At 73.2% G+C, this 24,476-nt stretch carries 22 protein-coding genes; 12 read left to right on the top strand and 10 right to left on the bottom strand.

All coding sequences use genetic code 11. The features are described from left to right. Positions 1–9: 9 nt before the first annotated feature. Entirely contained in the window at positions 10–1,644 is a 1,635-nt protein-coding gene (locus ACF1DX_RS04860) for a transglycosylase domain-containing protein (RefSeq protein ID WP_391789830.1), read from the top strand. A gap of 288 nt (positions 1,645–1,932) precedes the next feature. Here the strand turns inward: ACF1DX_RS04860 and ACF1DX_RS04865 are convergent, their stop codons facing one another. Together ACF1DX_RS04865 and ACF1DX_RS04870 are read right to left on the bottom strand one after the other, a co-directional pair. Beyond that, positions 1,933–2,997: a Ku protein gene (locus tag ACF1DX_RS04865; protein WP_391789831.1), complete on the bottom strand. Its 1,065-nt coding sequence runs from the start codon at positions 2,995–2,997 to the stop codon at positions 1,933–1,935. Between the two features lie 106 nt (positions 2,998–3,103). Next, a complete protein-coding gene (locus ACF1DX_RS04870; RefSeq protein WP_391789832.1) occupies positions 3,104–3,907 on the bottom strand; it encodes a nuclease-related domain-containing protein in 804 nt (267 codons plus the stop codon). Between the two features lie 90 nt (positions 3,908–3,997). Between ACF1DX_RS04870 and ACF1DX_RS04875 the strand changes: the two genes are divergently transcribed. From ACF1DX_RS04875 to ACF1DX_RS04895, 5 genes are all read left to right on the top strand, one after another. After that, on the top strand, positions 3,998–4,504 hold the full coding sequence (locus ACF1DX_RS04875) for a protein phosphatase (RefSeq protein ID WP_391789833.1): 507 nt from the start codon (positions 3,998–4,000) through the stop codon (positions 4,502–4,504). A gap of 115 nt (positions 4,505–4,619) precedes the next feature. Further along, positions 4,620–5,423: an SH3 domain-containing protein gene (locus tag ACF1DX_RS04880; RefSeq protein WP_391789834.1), complete on the top strand. Its 804-nt coding sequence runs from the start codon at positions 4,620–4,622 to the stop codon at positions 5,421–5,423. Positions 5,424–5,466: 43 nt separating this feature from the next. Beyond that, complete coding sequence (locus ACF1DX_RS04885; protein WP_391789835.1) at positions 5,467–6,834, top strand: FtsW/RodA/SpoVE family cell cycle protein; 1,368 nt, start codon at positions 5,467–5,469, stop codon at positions 6,832–6,834. Beyond that, on the top strand, positions 6,831–8,288 hold the full coding sequence (locus ACF1DX_RS04890; RefSeq protein WP_391789836.1) for a penicillin-binding transpeptidase domain-containing protein: 1,458 nt from the start codon (positions 6,831–6,833) through the stop codon (positions 8,286–8,288). Before ACF1DX_RS04885 ends, ACF1DX_RS04890 begins: the two co-directional genes overlap by 4 nt. 66 nt (positions 8,289–8,354) lie before the next feature. Beyond that, positions 8,355–8,858 carry a DUF3291 domain-containing protein gene (locus ACF1DX_RS04895; protein WP_391789837.1) on the top strand — a complete coding sequence of 168 codons (504 nt, stop codon included), beginning with the start codon at positions 8,355–8,357 and terminating at the stop codon, positions 8,856–8,858. Here ACF1DX_RS04895 and ACF1DX_RS04900 read toward each other — a convergent pair. Then, positions 8,855–9,457, bottom strand: coding sequence for a Uma2 family endonuclease (locus tag ACF1DX_RS04900; protein ID WP_391789838.1), 603 nt, complete (start codon positions 9,455–9,457; stop codon positions 8,855–8,857). The genes ACF1DX_RS04895 and ACF1DX_RS04900 overlap by 4 nt on opposite strands. A 173-nt stretch (positions 9,458–9,630) precedes the next feature. On the opposite strand from ACF1DX_RS04900, the gene ACF1DX_RS04905 reads away from it, so the two are divergent. The 4 genes from ACF1DX_RS04905 to ACF1DX_RS04920 all read left to right on the top strand — a co-directional run bounded on the left by ACF1DX_RS04905 (position 9,631) and on the right by ACF1DX_RS04920 (position 13,017). Further along, complete coding sequence (locus tag ACF1DX_RS04905; protein ID WP_391789839.1) at positions 9,631–10,569, top strand: diiron oxygenase; 939 nt, start codon at positions 9,631–9,633, stop codon at positions 10,567–10,569. 163 nt (positions 10,570–10,732) lie between these two features. Then, on the top strand, positions 10,733–11,386 hold the full coding sequence (locus ACF1DX_RS04910; protein WP_391789840.1) for a TetR/AcrR family transcriptional regulator: 654 nt from the start codon (positions 10,733–10,735) through the stop codon (positions 11,384–11,386). Positions 11,387–11,414: 28 nt separating this feature from the next. After that, positions 11,415–11,729 carry a hypothetical protein gene (locus tag ACF1DX_RS04915; protein WP_391789841.1) on the top strand — a complete coding sequence of 105 codons (315 nt, stop codon included), beginning with the start codon at positions 11,415–11,417 and terminating at the stop codon, positions 11,727–11,729. Between the two features lie 103 nt (positions 11,730–11,832). Continuing rightward, complete coding sequence (locus tag ACF1DX_RS04920; protein WP_391789842.1) at positions 11,833–13,017, top strand: NlpC/P60 family protein; 1,185 nt, start codon at positions 11,833–11,835, stop codon at positions 13,015–13,017. On the opposite strand, the gene ACF1DX_RS04925 is transcribed toward ACF1DX_RS04920, so the two are convergent. Genes ACF1DX_RS04925 through ACF1DX_RS04945 form a run of 5 tightly spaced genes read right to left on the bottom strand, consistent with a single transcriptional unit; the run spans position 12,957 to position 19,107 of the window. Beyond that, positions 12,957–14,219, bottom strand: a complete 1,263-nt coding sequence (locus tag ACF1DX_RS04925) for a styrene monooxygenase/indole monooxygenase family protein (protein ID WP_391789843.1) — start codon at positions 14,217–14,219, stop codon at positions 12,957–12,959. The two genes, ACF1DX_RS04920 and ACF1DX_RS04925, sit on opposite strands and share 61 nt — an antisense overlap. A gap of 44 nt (positions 14,220–14,263) precedes the next feature. Continuing rightward, positions 14,264–14,905, bottom strand: coding sequence for an ATP/GTP-binding protein (locus ACF1DX_RS04930; RefSeq protein WP_073932439.1), 642 nt, complete (start codon positions 14,903–14,905; stop codon positions 14,264–14,266). Further along, positions 14,886–15,305 carry a DUF742 domain-containing protein gene (locus ACF1DX_RS04935; RefSeq protein ID WP_391789844.1) on the bottom strand — a complete coding sequence of 140 codons (420 nt, stop codon included), beginning with the start codon at positions 15,303–15,305 and terminating at the stop codon, positions 14,886–14,888. Before ACF1DX_RS04935 ends, ACF1DX_RS04930 begins: the two co-directional genes overlap by 20 nt. Next, complete coding sequence (locus ACF1DX_RS04940; protein ID WP_391789845.1) at positions 15,302–15,808, bottom strand: roadblock/LC7 domain-containing protein; 507 nt, start codon at positions 15,806–15,808, stop codon at positions 15,302–15,304. The genes ACF1DX_RS04935 and ACF1DX_RS04940 overlap by 4 nt, the downstream gene beginning before the upstream one ends. Continuing rightward, positions 15,805–19,107, bottom strand: coding sequence for a nitrate- and nitrite sensing domain-containing protein (locus ACF1DX_RS04945; protein ID WP_391789846.1), 3,303 nt, complete (start codon positions 19,105–19,107; stop codon positions 15,805–15,807). The genes ACF1DX_RS04940 and ACF1DX_RS04945 overlap by 4 nt, the downstream gene beginning before the upstream one ends. 395 nt (positions 19,108–19,502) lie before the next feature. On the opposite strand from ACF1DX_RS04945, the gene ACF1DX_RS04950 reads away from it, so the two are divergent. After that, positions 19,503–20,303 carry a protein phosphatase 2C domain-containing protein gene (locus ACF1DX_RS04950; RefSeq protein ID WP_391789847.1) on the top strand — a complete coding sequence of 267 codons (801 nt, stop codon included), beginning with the start codon at positions 19,503–19,505 and terminating at the stop codon, positions 20,301–20,303. A gap of 11 nt (positions 20,304–20,314) precedes the next feature. Here ACF1DX_RS04950 and ACF1DX_RS04955 read toward each other — a convergent pair whose 3' ends face one another. Beyond that, positions 20,315–20,809 (bottom strand): MarR family winged helix-turn-helix transcriptional regulator, encoded by a 495-nt coding sequence (locus ACF1DX_RS04955; RefSeq protein ID WP_030860322.1) that lies wholly within the window; start codon positions 20,807–20,809, stop codon positions 20,315–20,317. A 262-nt stretch (positions 20,810–21,071) separates the two neighbouring features. Between ACF1DX_RS04955 and ACF1DX_RS04960 the strand changes: the two genes are divergently transcribed. Beyond that, positions 21,072–21,896, top strand: a complete 825-nt coding sequence (locus ACF1DX_RS04960) for a lysozyme (protein ID WP_391789848.1) — start codon at positions 21,072–21,074, stop codon at positions 21,894–21,896. Positions 21,897–22,054: 158 nt separating this feature from the next. Here the strand turns inward: ACF1DX_RS04960 and lon are convergent, their stop codons facing one another. After that, positions 22,055–24,469 carry an endopeptidase La gene (lon, locus tag ACF1DX_RS04965; RefSeq protein ID WP_391789849.1) on the bottom strand — a complete coding sequence of 805 codons (2,415 nt, stop codon included), beginning with the start codon at positions 24,467–24,469 and terminating at the stop codon, positions 22,055–22,057. Positions 24,470–24,476: the final 7 nt, after the last annotated feature.

Genomic DNA, 24,476 nt, shown 5'->3' on the forward strand with positions numbered 1-24,476 from the left:
CGTCCCCGCGTGCCCTTCCGCACCCGTCTCCGCCGCAACCGCGGACGCCTGCTGCGGCGGCTGCTCGTCACCTGCCTCACGCTCGTCGTCCTCGCCTGCGGCGGGGTCGTGGTCGCGTACAGGCTGACCGTCATCCCCGAGCCGCATCCCGAGACCGTCGTGCAGAGCACGGTCTTCGTCGACGCCGGCGGCTCCTACCTGGGCCGGCGCGGTCCGGTCGACCGGCAGGAGGTGCCGCTGTCCCAGGTGCCCCGGCACGTCCAGGACGCGGTGATCGCCGCGGAGAACCGTTCGTTCCGTACGGACACCGGGGTGTCGCCGCGCGCCGTCGCCCGCGCGGTGTGGGCCACGGTGTCCGGCGGCGCCCCGCAGGGCGGTTCCACGATCACGCAGCAGTACGTGAAGAACGCGCTGCTCACCCCGGAGCGGTCGCTGACGCGCAAGGCGCGCGAGGCGTTGATCGCCGTCAAGCTCGACCGTACGCGCGACAAGGACGAGATCCTGGAGGGCTATCTCAACACCGTGTACTTCGGCCGGGGCGCCGCCGGTGTCCGGGCCGCCGCCCGGAACTACTTCGACGTGGCGCCGGAGGACCTCACCGTCTCCCAGGGCGCGGCGCTGGCGTCGATCGTCAACATCCCTTCGTACTACGAGAAGGCGGGCTCCGACCCGAAGGTGACGGCGCGGCTCCGGGACCGGTGGGAGTGGGTGCTCGACGCGATGGAGACGGCCGGCGACATCACGGGCGCGCAGCGGGCGGCCGCCCGTTTCCCGGCGTTCCGGTTCTATCCGCCGGGTGGGACGGAGGGACAGCGGCAGTACCTGATCGACGTGGCCGCGCGGGAGGCCGCCGACCGGCTCGGGATCACCGGGGACCAGCTCGCGCGCGGCGGTTACACCGTGCACACCACCTTCGACCTGGCGTTGCAGGACGCCACCGCCGAGTCGGTGAAGGAGCGGGCGGAGGGCTCCGGCGACGGCGGCGTCCGGGTGCACACGGCGGTGGTGGGGATCGAACCGGGTGACGGGGCGGTGCGGGTGCTGTACGGCGGGGCGGACTACGCCCGGCAGCCGTTCAACGACGCGGTGAGCGGGGCGGTGGAGGCGGGCTCGGTGCTCGATCCGTTCGGCGGCGTACGGCTCGGCGGTCCGCTGCGCGGGCTGCACGGGTCCACGGCGCCGACGCCGCTGCGGCTGGCCTCGGCGTACGCGGCCGTGGCGGCGGACGGGGTGTACGCGAAGCCCCGCACGGTGGCCCGGATCACCCGTGGGGGGCGGACCGTGCACACCGCGCGCCCGGAGACCCGGCGGGTGCTGGACGGGAAGGGCGCGTTCGCGGTGACGGCCCGGGCGCGGCAGGGCTTCGACGGGCAGGCCGCTCCCGTCCTCCCCGCCGCCCGGCCCGGCGAGGAGACGGGGAACGGCACGTTCCTCACCGCCGGGGCGGGGGGTGGGATCACCCGGCGCACCGTCTGGTCCGTCGGGTACGACTCCCGGCTCACCCTGGCCGTGGCACTGTTCGCCGACCGGCCGGGCGCGAAGAGGAACACCACCGTGCCCGCGCAGTTGCCGAACGATCCGTCCCCGACGGGGTACGCGGAGGAACTGGCGGGGGAGCTATGGGGGCTGTCGGGAGGTTCATGACGTTTTGCACGCGCGGCCTGTGGCTGGGTGACTCATAGGGGCCGCACGCGGATCGCCGGGGCCTACCGGGAGGGACACGTCGTACGGCACGAACCGCGCCCCGTGCGGGCGGCGGGGGCGCGGCGGGCCGTCGCCACCGGGCGCGGCGCCGTCACCCTGCCGGGCGTCGGTGCGGGCGAGTCGTGGCAGGGGCTGTTCGATGAGCGGCACGGCGTACGGGAGCAGGCGGGGGCGGGGGCCCGCACGCCGGTGCCGCGAGCGCGGCGTGCGGGCGGTCCCCGCGGCGGGTCAGGCCGAACGCTTGCGGGACGCCGCCGTCTTCCTCGCCTTCGCCGGGGCCTTCTCCGCGGGTGCCTTCCCGGCCGTGTCCTTGGCCGTGTTCCTCGCCGTGCTCTTGGCCGTGCTCTTCGCCGTCGTCCTCTGCTCGGTCCGGCTCGTCCTCGACGTCGGCTTGCGCGCCGGGGACGGCGTCTTCTTCTCCGCCGTCGACGTGGACTTCCTGCCGCCGGTCTCCTTGGGGGACGAGCGGGACGTCCCGCGTCGCGGCAACCGCCCGGTCCCGGCTTCGTCCGGCTCACCGCGGAGCGCGCGGACGCTCCGCTCCAGGGCCGTCGTCAGGTCCAGGACCTCGACGCCGCGCTCCGGTTCGGGCACCTCGGGCAGGGCCTCGCCGGAGATCTTGGCGGCGACGACCTGCTCCACCGCCTCGCGGTACTCGTCGCGCAGGTCCTCCAGGCCGACCTCGCTGAGGGCGTCCACCAGGTCGTCCGCGAGGTTGAGCTCCTTGTCGTGGAGGGTGACGTCCGCGGCGGGGGCGATCCCCTCGGGGACGCGGACCTCGTCCGGCCAGAGCAGACCGTGCAGGGCGATCGCCTCGCCGACCACCCGGAGCATGCCCAGTCGCTCCCTGCCCCGCAGCGCGAACTTCGCGATGGCCACCCTGTTGCCGCGCTTCAGGGCCTCCCGCAGGAGTGTGTACGGCCGGGCGGCCGGCGCCCTGCCCGCCGCCAGGTAGTACGCGGCGCTCATCTGGAGCGGGTCGATGCTGTCCTCGGGGACGAAGGTGACGATCTCGATCGTCCTGGCGGTGGGAATCGGCAGGTGGGCCAGGTCCTCGTCGGTGATCGGGATGATCGTGCCGTCCGCCTCCTCGTAGCCCCTGCTGATCTCCTGGGGGGTGACCTCGCGGTCCTCCAGCTCGCAGAACTTGCGGTGGCGGATCCGGCCGCCGTCCTCCGTGTGGATCTCGCGGAAGGGGACCGCGTGGCTCTCGGTGGCGTTCACGAGCTTGATCGGGATCCTGACCAGGCCGAACGAGATCACGCCGTTCCAGATGGATCTCATGTGCAGCACCTTTCCGGTCCGGCCGTTCGCCGATCACGGTCGGATGTTTGTCACACTTTGCACGAGATTCTCATCTTATGGCGTTCTTCGCCGGGAGGGCGGCGGGGGCGGTCGGTCACAGCCGGGACCAGGTGTTCCGGTCCCGGGCCAGCGCGTGCAGGGCCTCCGTGTCGGCCGGTTTCAGGACTCCGCCCGTGCGGGCCAGGGTCTCCACGTCGGCGTCCGTCAGGACGCGCACCTCGCGGGGCGGGGCCGGGACCGTCACGGCCGACGCGCCGACCAGGACGAGTACCGGGCGGACCTCGGCCGTCAGGGCGTGGGAGGCGCGGTCGGCGTCGGCCCGGACCCGGTGCAGCACAGGGCGCGGTTCGTGGCGGCCCAGGGCGATCCGGGGGTCGGCGACCGTCACCCGCTGCCGGTGGGCGTACAGGGCGTGGACGGCGTACAGGCCGCCGGGGCCGATCAGCAGGTGGTGGATGCGGTCGCCGCCGGGGAGCGGGATCGAGTGCAGGGTGTGCCAGCCGGCGCCGTCCATGCGGTCCAGGGCCTCGCCCACCGTCCGCTCCGCGGCGAGCGCCCTGCGGCGCGGGTCGGGGCGGAGGCGGCGGGCCGGGCCGGGATCGCGGTCGAGGTCGATCAGCAGGGCCTCGCCGGGGCGGTTCGGCGCGAGGTCGTCGTCGGGGTGCAGGGACAGGCGTGCCAGCTCGGCGGGGGTGGGGACCGGGGGCGGGCCGACCGAGACCGGGCCGGTGAGGAAGGGACCGAGCGCGGTGAGCACGTCCTCCTCGTGATCCTCGTCGAGCAGGTCGACCCTGGCCGTCTCGCGGTCGCACCAGGCGAGGTTCCGGCCGTCCGGGAGGCGGACGTACAGCCTTTCCCGGCCGTGCCACCAGGTCGGTATGACGCGCAGTCCGTCCATGCATCATCACCCCACATCCATGGGAACAGGCGGGTGCTCCGGGGGCAAGAAGGCGGTTACCTTGGAGAAGAGTTGGGCGGTGAGGCGTCGTTGCGTACCCGCGGGAGGCAACCCGACGTACCGGCTCCGGGCAGTCCGTGGAACGAGGTCGTGCCCGGCCTGTGGATGGGCGGGCACGAGTTCCGGGGCCTTTCCGGGCGACTGGAGTCCGCCGTGGTGGACCGGCGGTTCGATCTTGTGCAGACGCTGCTGCGGCTGCCCGGGTACGGGCCGGATCCCGGGGTCGAGCACCAGGTGTGGCCGATCCCCGACGGGCCGCTGGACGGGGCGCAGCTCGCGGGCGTGATCCGGCTGGCCGAGGCGGCGTGCGAGGCACTGGACGGCGGCCGTACGGTCCTCGTGCGCTGTTACCACGGGTACAACCGCTCGGGCCTGGTGGTCGCGCACGCGCTGGTACGGCGGGGCAGGACCGCCGAGGCGGCGATCCGGCTGATCCGCTCCCGCCGCTCGTCCTGGGCCCTGCACAACGACCTGTTCGTCGACTACCTCCGTACCGGGCTGCCCACGGCACGGCTGCCGGAGGAGCCGGAGGAGTAGGCGGAGCGGGTGGTGCCGTCCCCGATGGCGCAGCAGGGCGGGCGGGCACGGAGGGCCGCTCCTAATGTGGCGATAAGTCACCTTCGACCCGTTTTCCCGCATGTGGAGGTATCCCATGTCCCTGCGTCCCCCGCTCACCCGCCGCCTGCCCATAGCTGTCGCCGCCGGGGCCCTCGTGGTCGCGGCCGCCGTCGCCCCCGCCGTCGCCGCCGACGACCCGAACCAGGGCGGCGGCCAGTGGAACTGGAACCAGCAGGGCGGCAACGGCAACGGCAACAACAACGGCAACCAGCAGGGCGGTAACGGCAACAACGGCAACGGCAACCAGCAAGACGGCGGCCACCAGCAGGGCGGTGGCGGTGGCGGCAACGGCAACCAGCAGGGCGGTGGCGGCAACCAGCAGGGCGGCCACCAGCAAGGCGGCAACGGCAACGGCAACAACAACGGCAACCAGCAGGGCGGTGGCGGTTACCAGCAAGGCGGTAACGGTAACGGCAACCAGCAAGGCGGTGGCGACAACAACGGCAACCAGCAGGGCGGCAACGGCAACAACGGCAACGGCAACCAGCAGGGCGGTGGCAACGGCCTGGGCAACCAGGGCGGCGGCAACGGCCTGGGCAACCAGGGCGGCGGCCACCAGGGCGACCAAGGAAACTTCGGCGACCAGGGCAACCGGGACGACCAGGGCCAGTACAAGGGTGTCGTCACGGTCGACTCCCTGGCCCTGCGCAGCGCCCCGAACCGGGGTTCGCAGATCATCCGGTACGCCCACAAGGGTGACGTCGTCTCGATCTTCTGCAAGGTCCCGGGCGACAAGGTGAACGGCAACCCCCTCTGGTACCTCCTCACGGACGGCACCTGGGCGTGGGGCCCGGCCGCCCACATCGACAACCTCGGTCCCGCGCCACGCTGGTGCTGATGAGCGAAGCACGCAAGGCGCCCTATTTGGGTAAGTTCCGGACATGAGCAAGGCCGGTATCACCCTGGTGACGGCGGATCCGCCCGCGCCCGCCGTCCGCCTCACCGGGCGCCGCGGCGTCGAACTCGCCCTGATCGTCCTGGCCGTCCTGCTGTCGGTGTACGGCTACTGTGCCGTCGGCCTCGCCAGGAACGGCACCGTCCCGCCCGGCGCCGCCGGTTACGGCGCCGGGCTCGGCGTGCTCGCGCTGGTCGCCCATCTGGCGGTGCGCTGGCGCGCTCCGTGCGCCGACCCGGTGCTGCTCCCCATCGGAGTGCTGCTCAACGGTCTCGGCCTGGTGTTGATCTACCGGCTCGACCTGGAGACGCCGGGCGATCCGGCGGCCCCGACCCAGCTCGTCTGGTCGACGCTGGGCGTGGCGCTGTTCATCGTGGTCGTCCTGGTGCTGCGCGACCACCGGGTGCTCCAGGACTACACCTACGTCTGCGTCACCGTCGCGCTGGTCCTGCTGACGGTCCCGATCCTCTTCCCCGCCGTGAACGGGGCGCGGATCTGGATCCGGGTCGCCGGATTCTCCATCCAGCCCGGCGAGTTCGCGAAGGTGCTGCTGGCGGTCTTCTTCGCCGCGTACCTCGCCGCGAACCGGGGCGCCCTCACCTACGCCGGCCGCCGCGTCCGGTGGCTGCGGCTGCGGCTGCCCACCGGGCGGGTGCTCGGCCCGATCCTCGCCGTCTGGCTGGTCAGCGTGGGCGTGCTGGTGCTGGAGCGGGACCTCGGCACCTCGCTGCTGTTCTTCGGCCTGTTCGTGGTCCTGCTGTACGTCGCCACCGGCCGCACGGGCTGGATCGCGGTGGGGCTGCTGCTGGCCTCGCTGGGGGCGGTGGCCGTGGGCCGGCTGGAGCCGCACGTGCACCACAGGATCGAGACCTGGCTGCACCCGTTCGGCTCCATCGAGGCGGGCGAGGGCCCGAACCAGATCGCCCAGTCCCTGTTCGCCTTCGCGGAGGGCGGGACGCTCGGCACCGGGCTCGGGCTCGGGCACTCGGTGCTCATCGGCTTCGCGGTCAAGTCCGACTTCATCCTGGCGACGGCCGGTGAGGAACTGGGCCTGGCCGGGCTGTCCGCGATCTTCCTGCTCTACGGGCTGCTGGTGGAGCGCGGCTACCGGGCGGGGCTGGCCCTGCGCGACCCCTTCGGGCGGCTGCTCGCGGTGGGCCTCGCCTCGCTCGTGGCGCTCCAGGTGTTCGTGATCGCGGGCGGGGTGACCGGGCTGATCCCGCTGACCGGGATGGCGATGCCGTTCCTGGCGCAGGGCGGCTCGTCGGTGGTGACCAACTGGGCGATCGTGGCGCTGCTGGTCCGGCTGAGCGACTCCGCGCGGCGGCAGGGCGGCGGGGGTGCGCCCCGGTGACCCGGCACATCCGGCACGCCGCGCTGTTCTGCGCCCTGCTGCTGGTGGCGCTGCTGGTGAACGCCACCCGTGTGCAGGTCCTGCACGCCGAGGACTACGAGACCAACCCGGCCAACCGCCGGGACACCATCGCCCGCTACCGGCAGCCGCGCGGCGACATCCTGGTCGACGGGCGGCCGGTCACCGGTTCGCGGGACACCGGGGAGCACCTGCGCTACGAACGGACGTACCGCGACGGGCCGCTGTACGCCCCGGTGACCGGCTTCGCCTCGCAGGAGTACGGCACGACGCTGCTGGAGCACACGGAGGACGGGCTGCTGTCCGGGGCCGCCCCGGTGCTCGCGCCGCTGCCGCTGTGGAACGAGTTCACGCGCAGCCGCAACGCGGGCGGTCACGTCGTGACGACGATCGATCCGGCGGCGCAGCGGGCGGCGTACGAGGGGCTGCGGTCGCGGAAGGGCGCGGTGGCGGCGGTGGAGCCGTCGACCGGAAGGATCCTGGCACTGGTGTCGGTCCCGTCGTACGACCCCGCGCTGCTGTCCGGGAACGGCGCGGCGGCGCGGGACGCCTGGGAGCGGCTGAACGCCGATCCGGACCGGCCGATGCTGAACCGGGCGGTGCGGCGGACGTATCCGCCGGGTTCGACGTTCAAGGTGGTCACCGCGGCGGCGGCGCTGGACGCCGGGGTGGTGGGGAACCTGGACAGGCCGACGGACTCCCCCGACCCGTACACCCTGCCGGGGACGAGGACCCGGCTGACCAACGGGTCCGAGGGGTGCGAGGACGCCTCGGTGCGGGAGGCGTTCGTCTGGTCCTGCAACACGGTGTTCGCCAAGCTGGGGGTGACCACCGGGGTGGAGAGGATGAGGGCGACGGCCGAGGCCTTCGGCTTCAACGACCCGGACGTACGGATCCCGTTCCGGGTGGCGCGCAGCACCTTCGACACCACGGTGGACCGGGCGCAGCTCGCGCTGTCGTCGATCGGGCAGTACAACACCCGGGCGACCCCGCTGCAGATGGCGATGGTCGCGGCGGCCGTGGCGGGCGGCGGGCAGGTGCGGGAGCCGTACCTGGTGGAGCGGACCACGCGGGCGGGCGGCAGCACGGTGTCGACGGCGGGTTCCCGTCCGGTACGGCGGGCCATGTACCCGGCGACGGCGACGCGGCTGCGGGAGCTGATGCGGGGCGTGGTGGAGGACGGCACCGGCACGAAGGCCGCGATCCCCGGTGCGATCGTGGGCGGCAAGACCGGCACCGCCCAGCACGGGCTGGGCAACTCCGGGACGCCGTACGCCTGGTTCATCTCCTGGGCGCGGGGCGGTGCGGACATGGAGGCGAAGGTGGCGGTCGCGGTCGTGGTCGAGGACGCGGCGGCGAACCGGCGGGAGATCAGCGGCGGCGGGACGGCGGCGCCGATCGCGCGGGCGGTGATGGAGGCGGTGCTGAACTCGTAGGTCAAACAGCCCACTTGGTGAGACGGGGGTGCCGGAGCGACACGTTCCCTACCTAACGTCCGGTACATGACCGATACCGCGTACGAACTCGCCCAGGTGAACATCGCCCGCCTCAAGGCTCCGCTGGACTCCCCTCAGTTGAAGGACTTCGTCGACGGTCTCGACCCGGTGAACGCCGACGCGGAGGCCGCAGGCGGCTTCGTCTGGCGTCTGAAGGGCGAGGGGGGTGACGCGACGGACATCGCCGCCTTCGGCGACTCCTGGCTGATCCTCAACCTGTCCGTGTGGCGGGACACCGACGCGTTGACGGCGTTCATGTACCAGGGCCGCCACCGGGAGATGCTGGCGCGGCGGCGGGAGTGGTTCGAGCGCGTCGAGGAGGCGATGGTCGCGCTGTGGTGGGTCCCGGCGGGCCACCGCCCGACGGTCGCGGAGGCCGAATCCCGCCTCCTCCACCTCCGCACCAACGGCCCGACCCCGCACGCCTTCACCCTGCGGACGTCGTTCCCGCCGGAATCGTCGGCACCGGTGACGGGCGAGGTACCGGAGGGGCTGGGCTGCTCGGCCTAGGAACGACGGCGGTCGACGGCCGTGAGGTCGATGTCGACAGGGAACGGCACGGTGAGCTCGAGGCGGTCGCGGAAGATGCCGACCGGCCCGTAGGCCTGAGTCGCGGGGTCGCGTTCGTAGACGTGGACCACAGGAAGCCCCTCGTTCGCCTCCACGCGCCAGTAGTGCGGAATCCCCGCCTTCGCGTACTTCCGGGGTTTGACCTCACGGTCCCGTTCCTCCGAGTCCTCGGAGACGACCTCGACGGCCAGGAAGACGTCCTGGGGCAGGAGCCTTGTCCCTTTCGGCCCTTCGTCGGCACCGGCACGGGCCACCAGGACGTCGGGCTCCGGACGGTTCCGCCTGTCGAGGGTCACCGTGAATGAGCAGTAGACGACGCATTCCTCCGGCGCCTGCTCGTAGAGGGCGCGATCCAACAGGCTGACCGTGCGTGCGTGGAATCGGGTCTGCGGACTCGCGAAGACGAGGCTCCCGTCGAGCAGCTCCGTACGCCGGGGCAGGTTGGGGAGCTCGTCCAGGTCGTCCGCCACCCAGCCGCCCTCCGGCGGACGAGGCCACTCGTGATCGTCGTCCAGCCCGAAGTCACGTGTGGCTCTCATGGTCGCTCCTGTGCACGGAAGTCCGCTCGGCGTGGCCAGTGTATCCAGCGAGACAGGACGGACGGGATTCATCGACGACAAGTCCCGCCCGAGGGATTGACGACCTTGCTGACAGGCAGTCTCATAAGGGGGTGACCCTCCGGTAACCCGAGACGCCCCGAGGTGGAACCGTCATGACGACCTTGTCCGAAGCCGACGCGATCGATGGTCTGCGGGACGCGCTCGGGACGCTCAAGGACCGGGAGCAGGTGGCCCTGAGACTGCTCGAGTCCTCCGCGAAGCACTCCTTCGACCCGGACAGGGAGCTGGACTGGGAGGCGCCCTTCGAGGAGGGCAAGTGGTTCTGGCCGCCGGAGCTGGTGTCGCTGTACGGCACCCCGATGTGGAAGCGGATGAGCGAGGAGCAGCGCCTCCTGCTCTCGGGGCACGAGGCGGCGGCGCTGGCCTCGCTCGGCATCTGGTTCGAGCTGATCCTGATGCAGCTCCTGGTCCGGCACATCTACGACAAGTCCGCCACCAGCGCGCACGTGCGCTACGCCCTCACCGAGATCGAGGACGAGTGCCGGCACTCCAAGATGTTCGCCCGGCTGATCGCGCGCGGCGGCACGCCCTGGTACCCGGTGAGCCGCGTCCACCAGAACCTCGGCCGGCTCTTCAAGACGATCTCCACCACCCCCGGCTCCTTCACCGCGACCCTGCTCGGCGAGGAGGTCCTGGACTGGATGCAGCGGCTGACCTTCCCGGACGAGCGGGTCCAGCCGTTGATCCGGGGCGTCACGCGCATCCATGTGATCGAGGAGGCCCGGCACGTGCGGTACGCCCGTGAGGAGCTGCGGCGCCAGATGGTGACCGCGCCGAAGTGGTCGCAGGAGTTCACCCGGGTCACCTCCGGGGAGTTCGCCCGGGTGTTCTCCGTGGCCTTCGTGAACCCCGAGGTGTACACGAACGTCGGCCTGGACCGGCGCGCGGCCGTCGCCCAGGTCAGGGCGAGCGCCCACCGCCGGGAGGTGATGCAGCAGGGCTCGAAGCGGCTCACGGACTTCCTGGACGACATCGGTGTGCTGCGCGGAGTCGGACGGAAGCTGTGGCGGTCGTCGGGGCTGCTCGCGTAGACGGGCGCCCGCACCCGCCCCCCCCGAACGGCTCACTGCCACGCGGCGCAGCCGCACATCGAGCACAGCCTCGACGGCATCGGCGTACCGCGCGGAGCCGGACGGGAGCCGCAGCAGTCGTCGGGACCGCTCGCCCAGACGGGCGGGCGGATACCCTGCGGGCATGACCTCGCAGGCCCCCACCCCCGCCTACCGGCGGCTCAGTGTCGAGGAGCGCCGCAGCCAGTTGCTCGAGGCCGCGCTCTCCCTCTTCGCCCACCGCGCCCCGGAGGACGTCTCCCTGGACGACGTGGCGGAGGCGGCCGGCGTGTCACGCCCCCTGGTGTACCGGTACTTCCCGGGCGGCAAGCAGCAGCTCTACGAGGCCGCCCTCCGCTCCGCCGCCGACGAGCTGGGGCACTGCTTCGACGAACCGCACGAGGGCCCGCTGCTGTCCCGGCTGTCCCGCGCCCTCGACCGCTACCTCGCCTTCGTCGACCGGCACGACACCGGGTTCAGCGCGCTGCTCCAGGGCGGGAGCGTCGTGGAGACCTCCCGTACGACCGCCATCGTGGACGGCGTACGGCGGGCCGCCGCCGAGCACGTCCTCAGCCACCTCGGGGTCACGGAGCCCGGACGCCGGCTCCGGATGACCGTCCGGATGTGGATCACCGCCGTGGAGGCGGCCTCGCTGATCTGGCTCGACGAGGACAAACAGCCGCCCCTGGACGAACTGCGGGACTGGCTCGTGGAGCAGTTCGTGGCGGTGCTGACGGTGACCGCGCGGCGCGACGCGCAGGCCGACGCACTGGTGCGGGAGCTGGCCGCGGACCTCTGACGGCCCGCGCGTCGCCGACACTGGGGGCGTGAAGAGCGAAGACACCCCCTTCGAGGGCGGACCCATGGACGGGCGCGTGCTGCCCGTGCTGCTGGGCATCACCGGGCACCCGCCGAAGACGTACCGCATCCCCGTCCCGGCCCCGGACGGCGGCCCGCCCACCGTGCTGGTCTACCGGCGGGCGCCCCGGGCGCGGAGCGCGCGGACCGGGCTGACGCGGGGCTGGAAGTACCTGTACGACCCCACGGGGCGGGCCGGCGACGGCCGGAAGTGGCCGTGGTCGAGGCCCGCGCACGGTCCGGACGCCACGCCGGAGGGCAAGCCGGACGACGCCGACGGGTGACCGGGTTGCGCCGAACCGCGCACACTCGGCGAGCGGACCGCGGACACCCGCCCGATGCTCGCGGTGCGGAGCGGACGAGCCGCCCCGCGCCGGAGGTGATGGAGTGTCAGGAAAGCTGCTGCGTCTGGTGTGTACGGCGGTACTGGCGGCCGGGGCCGTCCTCGCGCCCGTGCCCGCGGCGGCCGTCCCGGAACCGGGCGGCGGCGACGCCGGCTCCGACGGCCGTTCCGTCGCCGAGCTGCTGACGGAGCTTCAGACCCTGTACCGGGAGGCCGAGAAGGCCACCGAGACCTACAACGCCACCGAGGAACGGCTGAGGAGGCAGCGTGCCGAGACCGCGCGGCTGGAGCGCGCCCTCGCCCGCACCCGGCTCTCCCTGCACGACAGCCGGGGCGCGGCCGGACGGCTGGCCCGCCAGCAGTACCAGAGCGTCACCGGCCTCTCCCCCTACGTACGGCTGCTGCTGGCACGTGATCCGCAGCGCGCGCTCGAGCAGGGGCACGTGATCGGGCGGCTGGCGCGGGAGCGGGCGGAGACGGTGGGCCGGCTGACCGGCGACGAGCGGGAGGCCGAGGCGCTGGCCCGCCGGGCGCGCAAGGCCCTCGGCGCCCGGCTCGCCCTCACCGAGCGGCGCGGGAAGCAGCGGGACGAGGTCCGCGAACGGCTCCGCGCGGTCGAGGAACTCCTCGCCTCGCTCACCGCCGAGCAGCTCGCCGCCCTGGCCGAGCTGGAGCGGGGCAACACGGCAGAGGCGCAGGAGGAGCTGGTGGCCTCCGGCGCGCTGGGCAGCGGCGGCACTCCTCCCTCGGCGGCGGGCGAACGGGCCGTGCGGTACGCCGTGGAGCAGCTCGGGAAGCCGTACGCGTGGGGTGCGGAGGGGCCCGCCGCGTACGACTGCTCGGGGCTGACCTCCGAGGCGTGGGCCGCCGCCGGGACGCCGGTCCCCCGGACCAGCCAGGAGCAGTGGGCGCGGCTGGAGCGGGTGCCGCTGGACGAGCTGCGGCCGGGTGACCTCGTCGTGTACTTCCCGGAGGCCACGCACGTCGCCCTCTACCTCGGCGACGGCATGGTGGTGCAGGCACCCCGCCCCGGCGCGCGGATCAAGGTCTCCCCGATCGCGGCCAACCCGGTGCTGGGCGCCGTACGCCCCGACCCGGACGGGGAGCCCGTACGGCGGTACGTGCCGCCGGAGCTCCCCGACGGGGCGACGGAGGGGCCCGACGGGGGTTACGCGCCGGCCGCGCCCGAGACCTCCATCAGGTATCCCTCGGCCTTCTTCGGGTCGTAGAAGAAGTTCTCGAAGTCGGCCGGGTCGTCGAAGCCGTTGGCGAAGCGGTCCGCGACGGGCTGGAGCTGTCCGGCGGCGCCGAGGAGGTTCAGGATGTGCTCCGGCGGCGGGGCGAGCATGGCGTTCGTCCACTTGGTGACGTGCTGGGCCACGTCCCAGTAGCGGTCGAAGGTCTGCTGCATCCAGGCCTCGTCGAACTCCTTGTCGCCGTGCTCCAGGATCGAGGCGAGGTAGGAGGCGGCGCACTTGGAGGCGGAGTTGGAGCCCTGGCCGGTGATCGGGTCGTTGGCGACGACCACGTCGGCGACCCCGAGGACGAGTCCGCCGGAGGGCAGCCGGCCGATGGGGTTGCGGACGGTGGGGGCGTAGCGGCCGGCGAGGGTGCCGCCGGCGTCGGTCAGTTCGGCCTTGGTGGCCCGCGCGTACTCCCAGGGGAGGAACCGCTCCATGAGTTCCAGGGTCAGGGAGAGGTGTTCCGAGGGGTCCTTGACGTCCTTGAAGGCGTCCAGCGGGCCGCCGGGTATGCCCTCCCAGAACAGGATGTCGGCGCGGCCCGAGGTGGTGAGGGTCGGCATGACGAACATCTCGCCGACGCCGGGGACCAGGTTGCAGCGGACCGCCTCCGTGTCCGGGTGCTCCGGACGCGGGCCGAGGCCGTGGACGTAGGCGACGGCGAGGGCGCGCTGCGGCTCGCTGTACGGGGAGCGCTCCGGGTCGCGGGCGAACATCTGCACGAGCTCGCCCTTGCCCGCCGAGACGAGGACCAGGTCGTACGTGCGGGAGAAGTAGTCGAGGTCGCCGACCGCCGCGCCGTGGATGACGAGCTGGCCGCCGCGCTGGGCGAAGGTCTCCATCCAGCCGGCCATCTTCACCCGCTGGTCCACCGACTGCGCGAACCCGTCGAGCCGGCCCAGCCAGTCGATCGCGCGCTGCGAGGGGCCCGGGTCGAAGGAGCCGGGGGCCGCCACCGAGACGCCGAGTCCCTCGATCTTCGGGGCCTGGGACTCCCAGAAGTTCAGCTGGAGGTCGCGCTCGTGCTGGAGTGCCGTGTGGAACATGCACTGCGTCGACATGACCCGTCCGGCGCGGATCTCGTCCGCGGTCCGGTTGGACATCAGGGTGACCTCGTACCCGTGCGACTGGAGGCCGAGGGCGAGCTGGAGACCGGACTGGCCGGCTCCGACGACGAGTATCTTCCGCATACGGGGGATGCTCCTAAGGGGGCTGCTCGAGGATGGCTCGGGGATTACTCGGGGGTTTCGTCGAGCGCGTGGCCCACGAGGGACAGGAGGGTCTCGATGACCGAGATCCGGCGGCGCGCGTCCATGATCATGACAGGTATGTGTGCGGGGATCGTCAACGCCTCCCGCACGTCCTCGGCGTCGAACCGCTCACTGCCGTCGAAGTGGTTGACCGCGACGACGTACGGCAGTCCGCAGCTCTCGAAGTAGTCCAGCGCCGGCCAGCAGTCCTTCAGGCGGCGGGTGTCGGCCATCACGACGGCGCCGATCGCGCCGCGCACCAGGTCGTCCCACATGAACCAGAACCGCTGCTGGCCCGGTGTGCCGAACAGGTAGAGCACCAGGTCGTCGTCGAGCGTGATGCGGCCGAAGTCCATGGCCACGGTGGTGGTCAGCTTGCCGGGCGTGGCGGTGAGGTCGTCGGTCCCCTCGCTCGCCTCGGTCATCAGCGCCTCGGTCTGCAGGGGCGTGATCTCCGAGACGGAGGTGACCAGCGTGGTCTTGCCGACGGCGAACCCGCCCGCCACCACTATCTTCGTGGCGACGGGCGCGCGGGTACGGTCCGTCTGCCAGGGCAGCAGCGGCTCGTCGCCCTCTTCCGTGAGCGGGGAGACGCCGTGCGCGACGTCAGAGACGACGGAGTCCACTCAGCACCCTTTCCAGCAGCGCGCGGTCCGGGCGGCCCGTGCCGTGGCCGGTTCCCGTTCCGTAGACACGGATCTTTCCCTGGTCCGCGAGGTCGCTGAGGAGGACGCGGACCACGCCGAGCGGCATCCTCAGCAGCGCGGCGATCTCGGCCACCGTTCGCATGCGGCGGCACAGTTCGACGATGGCCCGCATCTCCGGCATCACGCGGGAGGTGAGGTTGCCGTTCGTCAGTTCCCTGCGCTCCCCGGCGGCTTCGAGCGCGGCGGTGGCGCCGACGAACGTCTCGACGAGCAGGACGTGGCCGAAGCGGGTGCGGCCGCCGGTGAGCGAGTAGGGGCGGACCCGGGCGGGTTTGCGGTCGCCGCCGCGGACCGGGAGCAGTTTCCTGGACTTGCTCATCGGGAACCCCCGGTGGACTCGCTCTCCAGGGATTGGCGCAGCTCGCTGCGGAGTTCCGGGGTCAGGACATGGCCGGCGCGGCCGACGAACAGGGCCATGTGGTACGCCACCACGCTCATGTCGCACTCCGCGGAGCCGTGCACGCCGAGCAGGGAGCCGTCGCTGATGGACATCACGAACAGGCTGCCCTCGTCCATCGCCACCATCGTGTGCTTGACCGGACCGAAGTCCATCAGCTTCGAGGCACCGACGGTCAGGCTGCCGATGCCGGAGACGACGGTGGCCAGGTCGGCGGCGGAGCCGCGGGGGCCGGTGCGTCTCGCGCTCCGCGCGTCGCGGGCCTCGGTGTTGCGGGAGTCGTCGGACGACAGCAGGAGCAGGCCGTCGGAGGAGACCACCGCGACGGAGAGGATGCCGGGCACCTCCTCGACGAGGTTGCTCAACAGCCAGTGCAGGTTGCGGGCCTCACTGCTCAGTCCGACAGTACTGGGCGACGCGGTCAACTGCTTGCCTCCTCGACTGTGCCCCCCGTGGTCTCTTCGGATGTGCCGGCCGGGCCGGACGGCGCCTGGTGGCCACCGGTCCGTTCGGCGAGTTCCGCCTCGACGTCCCGGCGTCCGGCGTCCGCCCCCTGGCGGAAACCGCCGAGCCGGCGGCGCAGGGCCTCGGCGTCCACGGAACCGGTACGCGGGCGCGGGGCCGCGACGGGCGCGGTGATCCGGGGCGTGCGCTTGGGCAGCCCCTTGGCCGTGACCGGTTCCTCGTCCCCGTCCTCGTTCCCGTCTCCGTCGGCGACACGCGCGTGCTCCGTGTCACCGCCGGCTTCGGCTTCGGGGTGAGTCCCGGGCCCGGCGTCCGTGCCGGGCGTGTCCCTGGGGGACGCGACCGGGTGAGCGGTGTCCTCCGGGTCCTCACCGGCCGGCCGGCTCGCGGCACCGGACGGGGACTCCTCGTCCGCGGCCGCGTGACCGGCGCCCGGGCGGACGGTGTCGTCCGCGCCCCCGGCGAACGGCTGCGCGGCGGCGCCCGCGGCCTCGTCACCGCCCGCGTGCCCCGCCCCCGGGCGAACGCTCTCGCCCTCCGCCCGGCCGACGGCGTCGGTACCGGGCTCGGCGGAGGCGGCAGGTCCGGTTCCGGCCTCGGCTCCCCGGGCGCCGGGGACGGCCGTGCGGTCGGCGCCGGCGCCGTGGTCCCGGGCGGCTTCCGGCTCGTCGGCCGCCTCCGGCTGCACCGGGATCAGCAACTCCATCGTGACCTCGGCGGGCCGCTCGGCCGGCGCGTCGCCGCCCTCACGCCCAGCGAGACCGCTCGCGGACTCGTCCCCGCGGCCGGGCGCGGACTCCTCCGCCTCCCCGGCAGGGGCCTTCGCGTCCGCCGGACCGTCGTCACCGTCCGGCTGGGCGTCCTCCGCGGGTGCCTGCGCGGACTGCCCGGCCGAGCCCCTCGCGGGGGTCTTCGCGAGGGTCTCCGCGGGGGCCGGCGAGGACCCCTCCGCGCCGTCCGCCGCCGGCGACTCCGCCGACGCGCCCGGTGTCCCGTCACCGGGTGCGCCCTGGCGGCGTACCGCCTTCTCCGCCAGGGCGACCAGCGGGTCGTCCGACTCCGTACGGCCATGGAGGACGTTGGAGTTGGCCTCGGCGTCGGCGCCCGGGAGGGTGTACGTGGAGGTGGCGCCGGTGACGGAGGCGGGGACCGCGCCGGGGGCGGCGGGTGCCAGCAGGGGCTCGGGGAGGACGACGACCGCGGCGATGCCGCCCTGCTTCTGCTCGCGCAGCTTGACCCGCACCCCGTGCCGGTGGGCGAGCCGGGCCACGACGTACAGGCCGAGCCCGAGACCGTCCTCGGCCTCCGCGTCGTAGGTGACCTCCGGGTCGAAGTCGGACAGCCGGGCGTTGAGCCGCTCCAGCCGCTCCCCGGTCATGCCGATGCCCTCGTCCCGGACGGAGAGCATGACCTCGCCGCTCTCCAGCAGCCAGCCGGAGATCTCGACGGGCAGGTCGGGCGGGGAGAACGAGGTGGCGTTCTCCATGAGCTCGGCCAGCAGGTGGGACAGGTCGTCCGCGGCGAACCCGGCGATGTGCGCGTGCGGCGGCAGCGCGGCGATCCGGACCCGCTCGTACCGCTCGATCTCGCTGACCGCGGCCCGTACGACGTCCACCAGCGGAACCGGGCCCGCCGTGTGCCGGCCGTGCTCGGTGCCGGCGAGGACCAGGAGGTTCTCGCTGTGCCGGCGCATCACCGTGGCGAAGTGGTCGAGCTTGAACAGGGTGGCCAGCCGGTCCGGGTCGTCCTCGCGCTCCTCCAGCCCCTCGATGACGCCGAGCTGACGCTCGACCAGTCCGAGGGTGCGCAGGGCGAGGTTGACGAACGTACCGCCGATGCCGGCGCGCAGCCGCTCCAGGTGGGCGGCGGACTCGGCGAGTTCGGTGCGCAGTTCCTCGCGGGCGTCGGCCATCTTCTGCCGCTGGCCCACGAGGTGCTTGCGGTCGGCCTCCAGGGTGGCGATCCGCTCGGCGAGGGCGGCGGCGCGCGTGTGCAGGGCGTTGACGGAGCGGACGACCTGGGCGAACTCGTCGTTGCGGCCGGTGAAGGCGACCGGCTCCTGGCCGGTGAGGTCCTCCGCCTCGGCGAGGCGGGCGGAGCCCCGGCGCAGCACCGACAGCGGGCGTGTCAGGGTGCGGGCCATCGCCGTGGCGATGCCGATCGCGAGCAGCATCAGGGCGCCGAGGACGGCGATCCGGATCTCCAGCGCGGTGACGTCGTCGTCGCGGAGCCGGGCGAGGTCCTTGGTGCGCTGGTCGAAGAGCGCGGACTCGACGCCGCGCATCGTGTCGATCCGCGCGGTGAGCGCGTCCCGCAGCTTCTTGACGCTGGTGCCGAGATCGTCGTCGGAGAGCGTGGGCTCGTCGGTGAGGCGGGCCAGGTACTTCTCCGCGGTCTCGACCTCGGGTCCGGTGACCGTGGAGTCGTAGGAGCCGCGGGCGCTCCTGGGCGCGGTCTCGCGGAAGTCGGCGAGGGCCGCGTCGGAGCGCAGCCGGGCCTGGAGCGCGGCGGCGGTCAGCTCGTCGCGCCGCTTCGTGTCGGCGTCCGAGGAGCCGGTGACCGTGGACGGCAGGCCGGTGATCGGGTCGATCACGGTCTCGGTGGTGGCCGGCACGTTCAGCGCGGCGAGCAGCAGTCCGCGGGTGGCGGCGGCCTGCTGGACGGCGGAGTCCAGTTCGGTGAGCGCGTGGGCGCCCGAGCCGGCGCGGGGCGGGGTCTGCTCCGCGAGCTGTTCGGCGAGCCGGTGCAGCAGGGTGACGGCGGTGGAGTACGCCTGATGCGCTTCGAGGGCGCTGCTCTTGCCCGTGAGCGCCGCTCTGCGCACGGTGGCGACGGCGTCGAGGCCGTCGCGCAGCTCCTGCGGCATGTCGGCGTCGGTGCGCAGCTCCTCGACCTGCCGGTCGACGCGGGCGCTGTGGTCCTCGGAGGGCGCCTTGGACTCGGGGCGGCCGGCCGCGATGTAGGGGACGACCTCGTCGCGCTCGTCGGCGAGGGAGTGCGCCAGGGTGAGGGCGTCCTGGGTCTGCTCGGCGAGCGTCACCAGGTCCTGTGAGTCCTTGAGCTGCCCGGAGGCCGTGAGTACGGAGGGTGCCCCGGCCGCGGCGATCGCGGCGGCCACCACGGCCACGGCGACGATGAGCCGGTTGCGTACATGGGTGGGGCGACCCCTGCCGACGGTGGGCTTCCGCTCCGCGTCCCCCGTGGGGGCCGTCTGCTTGCCTGTGCGACGAGGCCGCGACTTCTGCACCGGTGCTCGCATTCCTGACTCGTGTACCCGTGGGTCCGGGTGACGCTCCGTCAACGGGTGCGGGCGTTCACCCCGAGCTCTTGACCGCGCTCGGACAGCGAGGCGCCCCCATCGCTCCCCGACCCTCCCAGTGAGCGTGGACAGTGGATGCGCATCACCTGACCCGCCACTCGAAGGAGTGAACCCCGGAGGTGAGTTGAGGGGCAAGTTCCGCCGGCTCCCGCAGCGGCCCCGCGCGGCACGCCGGTTGGACGTCTGCGGCGGGCGGTGGCAATATTCGCCGCCACGTCTTCCCGGAGCACTGTATTCCCTCCCAAACCAGGCGCCTGACCTGCGCCGCTGCGGGTATCCGGCGACCGGCGAGGGCCTTTCGCGGCCCTTGTGAAGGGGTCGTGCAGACTGACGGGATGCGTACGGAGCTTGTCTCGGAGCCCGGTGACCCCGGCCGCCCCAACGAGGACTTCGCGAGCGTCGGTCTTCCGGCCTCCGGACAGGGCGGTTCGCTCGTGGTGCTGGACGGGGTCACGCCACCGGGGGACGGCGGCGGATGTCTGCATTCCGTGCCCTGGTTCACCGCGCGGCTGGGCGGGGCGCTGACCGAACTGACCGTTTCCCTCCCGGATGTGCCCCTGGCCGAGCTGCTGTCCCGGGCCCTCGCGCGTACCGCCGCCGGTCACGCGGCAACCTGTGACCTTTCTCACCCCCGTACGCCGCAGGCGACCGTGGTGCTGGCCCGCTGGTCACCGGCCTCGGTGGACTACCTGGTGCTGTCCGACTCGGCCCTGCTCGTCGAGTCCCCCGACGGGACGGTCACCCCGTTCCTGGACGACCGGCTGGACCGGCTGCCCCGCTCGGCGCTGGCCTCCCACACCCTGGTGGACACCACGCTGCGCAACAAGGAGGGCGGCTTCTTCACCGCGGCGGCGGATCCCTCGGTGGCCTCCCGCGCGGTCACCGGTTCGCTGCCGCGCGACGGGGTGCGCGCCCTGGCCGCCCTGACGGACGGTGCGGCGCGCTGGGTGGAGAGGTTCCACGAGGGCGACTGGGCGGACTGCCTCACCCTGGTCCGCGAGGAGGGCGCCCGGTCCCTGGTGGACCGCGTACGGACCCTGGAACGGGCGGACGCGGACCGGATACCGCCGCGCCGCGGCAAGACGCACGACGACGCGACGGTGGTGTACGCCGAGCTGTCACCCCGTCGGCTGTAGCCCGTACGGGGTCACTTCTCCATGCCCCGGTTGAGCTGGTTCAGCAGCCGGGCGAGTTCCGTGACCTCGGCGGGGTCCCAGTCGGCGAGCCGGCCGGCGTAGCGCGCGCGGCGGGCCTCGCGGACCCTGCGGACCCGTTCGTGGCCCTCCCGCGTGAGGGCGATCAGCCAGGCGCGGCCGTCGGCGGGGTCCGGCTCGCGGGCGACGAGGCCGAGCTGCTCCAGCGCGCGAAGCTGACGCGACATCGTCGCCTTGCCGACGCCGATGTAGGCGGCGAGCTCGGTGGCCCGCTGCCGGCCGCACTCATCCAGACGGACCAGCAGCCCGTACGCGGACGGCTCCAGGTCGGGATGGACCGCGCGGGCCATCTCCCCCTGACTGGCCCGGGCGCGCCGCAGCAGCACCGTCAACTCGCGTTCCAGCGCCAGGAATCCCGGCTGGTCCACACCCGGTGCGGGCTCCGGGGAGGCGGCGCGCTCTTCGCCGCGGTGTCCTTGTTCGTGCACGTCTGCCCCTGCTTCGGTTTTCCGGTCCGACGAGTTTCCCGCCAAGTGGCGACGTCGCCGCGGCTCCACCAGTATTTCGCAGGCGTGGACCAATGACGGCCGGGGCCACCTCCCGCCTCATGCGGACAGCGGGGAGGACGCCCCGTCCCCGTCGTGGTCCGCGTGCGCGGTTTCCTCACCGGGCGATCGCGCGGCATGCCCACCACCTGGGACGTGGGCCACATTCCGGGTTCGCCCCACACCGACCTTTCGGAGATGCGTCATGCCCGTACACAGATCCGGTCTCCTCCGCATACGCGCGCTCGCGACCGCCGGCGCGGTCCTGCTCGCGGTGCTCTCCCTCCCCCACCCGGCCGCCGCGGCCGGATCCGCCCCCACCGTGCCTCCGCGCGGCTCCGCCCGCATGGGCATGGGCGTCGCCGCCCACGACGGCAGCGGCGGCCTGCCCACCGTCCGCTCCACCCGGACGGAGGGGGTGGACGTCTCCAGCCACCAGGGCGACGTCGCCTGGACGACCCTGTGGAACAGCGGGGTCCGCTGGGCCTACGCCAAGGCCACGGAGGGGACGTACTACACCAACCCGTACCACTCGCAGCAGTACGGCGGCTCCTACGACGTCGGCATGGTCCGCGGCGCCTACCACTTCGGCACGCCCGACACGGCGAGCGGCGCCGCCCAGGCCGACTACTTCGTCGACCGCGGCGGCGGCTGGTCGGCGGACGGGCGGACCCTGCCGGGCGTGCTCGACATCGAGTGGAACCCGTACGGCGACGCCTGCTACGGCAAGTCGCAGAGCGCGATGGTGAGCTGGATCCGCGACTTCCTGGACCAGTACCGGTACCGCACCGGCCGGGACGCCGTCCTCTACACGGCCACCAGCTGGTGGAAGCAGTGCACCGGCAACTACGCCGGCTTCGCCGCCACCACCCCGCTGTGGATCGCCCGGTACGCCTCCACCGTGGGCGAGCTGCCCGCGGGCTGGAGCACGTACACGATGTGGCAGTACACCTCGACCGGCCCGACCGTCGGGGACCACGACCTCTTCAACGGCACCCTGGACCGGGTGCGGACCTTCGCGCTGGGCTGACCCGGCCGGTCCCCGCCGGGCGGCACGGAAGCCGTCGGCGACGCCGGCGGCAGGACGCCGAGGGGAGCGGTCCACGGATGCGCCGGCGGCGGCCGGGCGTGGCGAAGGCCCGGGCCTCCCTCACGGGACCCGGGCCTTCCCTCATCCGGCCGCGTCCGTCACGCCGCGACCGGAATCTCGGGCGCCGCGCCGTGGGTGGCCGGCGACAGCGCCAGTTCCAGGACCTGGCGGACGTCGGTGACGGCGTGGACGTCGAGCTTGTCCAGCACCTCCGCCGGGACGTCGTCCAGGTCGGGCTCGTTGCGCTTGGGGATGATGACGGTGGTGATCCCCGCGCGGTGCGCGGCGAGCAGCTTCTGCTTCACCCCGCCGATCGGCAGCACCCGCCCGGTCAGCGAGACCTCGCCGGTCATCGCCACGTCGGTGCGGACCAGCCGGCCGGAGAGCAGCGAGGCCAGGGCGGTGGTCATGGTGACGCCCGCGCTCGGGCCGTCCTTGGGGACCGCGCCCGCCGGGAAGTGGATGTGCACGCCCCGGTCCTTCAGGTCGCCCACCGGGAGCTCCAGTTCGGCGCCGTGACTGCGCAGGAAGCTCAGCGCGATCTGCGCGGACTCCTTCATCACGTCACCGAGCTGGCCGGTCAGGGTCAGCCCCGCCGCGCCCGTCTCCGGGTCGGCCAGGGACGCCTCCACGTAGAGGACGTCCCCGCCGGCACCGGTCACGGCGAGCCCGGTGGCGACACCGGGGACGGCGGTACGGCGCTCGGCCGGGTCCTGGGCGGACTCGGGCACGTGGTGCGGACGGCCGATCAGGTCCCGCAGGTCGCCGTCGGTCACGGTGAAGGGCAGCTTCCGCTCACCCAGTTCGTGCTGGGCGGCGATCTTGCGCAGCAGCCGCGCGACGGACCGCTCCAGGGTGCGCACGCCCGCCTCGCGCGTGTACTCGCCGGCCAGCTTGCGCAGCGCGCCCTCGTCGATCGTCACCTCGTCCCCGTCCAGTCCGGCGCGCTCGAGCTGGCGCGGGAGCAGGTGGTCGCGGGCGATGACGACCTTCTCGTCCTCGGTGTAGCCGTCGAGGCGGACCAGCTCCATGCGGTCGAGCAGGGCCTCCGGGATGGCCTCCAGGACGTTGGCCGTCGCGAGGAACACCACGTCGGACAGGTCGAGCTCGACCTCCAGGTAGTGGTCCCGGAAGGTGTGGTTCTGCGCCGGGTCGAGGACCTCGAGCAGCGCCGCGGCCGGGTCGCCGCGGAAGTCGGAGCCCACCTTGTCGATCTCGTCGAGGAGCACGACCGGGTTCATCGAGCCGGCTTCCTTGATCGCCCGCACGATCCGGCCGGGCAGCGCGCCGACGTACGTACGGCGGTGGCCGCGGATCTCGGCCTCGTCGCGGACGCCGCCGAGGGCGACGCGGACGAACTTGCGGCCCATCGCGTGGGCGACGGACTCGCCGAGGGACGTCTTGCCGACGCCGGGCGGGCCGACCAGGGCCAGTACGGCACCGCCGCGCCGGCCGCCGACCACGCCGAGCCCCCGGTCGTTGCGCCGCTTGCGCACCGCCAGGTACTCGGTGATCCGCTCCTTCACGTCCTGCAGGCCCGCGTGCTCGGCGTCCAGTACGGCGCGGGCGCCCTGGATGTCGTACGCGTCCTCGGTGCGCTCGCTCCACGGCATCTCCAGGACCGTGTCGAGCCAGGTGCGGATCCAGGAGCCCTCGGGCGACTGGTCGGAGGCGCGCTCCAGCTTGTCGACCTCCTTGAGCGCGGCCTCGCGGACCTTCTCGGGGAGATCGGCGGCCTCGACGCGGGCCCGGTAGTCGTCGGACTCCTCGCCCTCCTGTTCGCCGTTGAGCTCGCGCAGCTCCTTGCGTACGGCCTCGAGCTGGCGGCGCAGCAGGAACTCGCGCTGCTGCTTGTCGACGCCCTCCTGGACGTCCTTGGCGATGGTCTCGGCGACGTCCTGCTCGGCGAGGTGGTCGCGCAGTTGCTGGGTGGCGAGCTTGAGCCGGGCCACCGGGTCGGTGGTCTCCAGCAGGGCGGTCTTCTGTTCGGTGGTCAGGAACGGCGAGTAACCGGAGTTGTCGGCGAGCGCGGAGACGTCGTCGATGGCCTGGACCCGGTCGACGACCTGCCAGGCGCCGCGCTTGCGCAGCCAGGCGGTGGCGAGCGCCTTGTACTCCTTGACGAGTTCGGTCACGTGTCCCGGCAGCGGCTCGGGCACGGTCTCGTCGATCCGGGTGCCCTCCACCCACAGCGCCGCGCCCGGCCCGGTCGTACCGGCGCCGATGCGCACGCGGCCCCGGCCGCGGATCAGTGCGCCGGGATCGCCGTCGGCCAGCCGGCCGACCTGCTCGACCGTGCCCAGCACACCGGTGCCGGCGTAGGTCCCGTCGACGCGTGGCACCAGGAGCACCCGGGGCTTGCCCGGTTCGTCGCGGGCGGCGGCCTGGGCGGCCTCCACCGCGGCGCGCACCTCGGAATCACTCAGGTCCAGCGGAACCACCATCCCGGGCAGCACGACCTCGTCGTCGAGCGGCAGCACGGGCAGGGCGAGCGGTGTGGACTCAGCAGCCATGATCTCC

The organism is Streptomyces sp. NPDC014676, assembly GCF_043084105.1.
Classification (GTDB): Bacteria; Actinomycetota; Actinomycetes; order Streptomycetales; family Streptomycetaceae; genus Streptomyces.

Bases quoted from the DNA above. Each gene is read 5' to 3' on its own strand.
- ACF1DX_RS04870 (WP_391789832.1), bottom strand. From the start codon at position 3,907: ATGGACGGACTGCGCGTCATACCGACCTGGTGGCACGGCCGGGAAAGG.
- ACF1DX_RS04880 (WP_391789834.1), top strand. From the start codon at position 4,620: ATGTCCCTGCGTCCCCCGCTCACCCGCCGCCTGCCCATAGCTGTCGCC.
- ACF1DX_RS04885 (WP_391789835.1), top strand. From the start codon at position 5,467: ATGAGCAAGGCCGGTATCACCCTGGTGACGGCGGATCCGCCCGCGCCC.
- ACF1DX_RS04895 (WP_391789837.1), top strand. From the start codon at position 8,355: ATGACCGATACCGCGTACGAACTCGCCCAGGTGAACATCGCCCGCCTC.
- ACF1DX_RS04900 (WP_391789838.1), bottom strand. From the start codon at position 9,457: ATGAGAGCCACACGTGACTTCGGGCTGGACGACGATCACGAGTGGCCT.
- ACF1DX_RS04905 (WP_391789839.1), top strand. From the start codon at position 9,631: ATGACGACCTTGTCCGAAGCCGACGCGATCGATGGTCTGCGGGACGCG.
- ACF1DX_RS04910 (WP_391789840.1), top strand. From the start codon at position 10,733: ATGACCTCGCAGGCCCCCACCCCCGCCTACCGGCGGCTCAGTGTCGAG.
- ACF1DX_RS04925 (WP_391789843.1), bottom strand. From the start codon at position 14,219: ATGCGGAAGATACTCGTCGTCGGAGCCGGCCAGTCCGGTCTCCAGCTC.
- ACF1DX_RS04935 (WP_391789844.1), bottom strand. From the start codon at position 15,305: ATGAGCAAGTCCAGGAAACTGCTCCCGGTCCGCGGCGGCGACCGCAAA.
- ACF1DX_RS04945 (WP_391789846.1), bottom strand. From the start codon at position 19,107: ATGCGAGCACCGGTGCAGAAGTCGCGGCCTCGTCGCACAGGCAAGCAG.
- ACF1DX_RS04950 (WP_391789847.1), top strand. From the start codon at position 19,503: ATGCGTACGGAGCTTGTCTCGGAGCCCGGTGACCCCGGCCGCCCCAAC.
- ACF1DX_RS04960 (WP_391789848.1), top strand. From the start codon at position 21,072: ATGCCCGTACACAGATCCGGTCTCCTCCGCATACGCGCGCTCGCGACC.
- lon (WP_391789849.1), bottom strand. From the start codon at position 24,469: ATGGCTGCTGAGTCCACACCGCTCGCCCTGCCCGTGCTGCCGCTCGAC.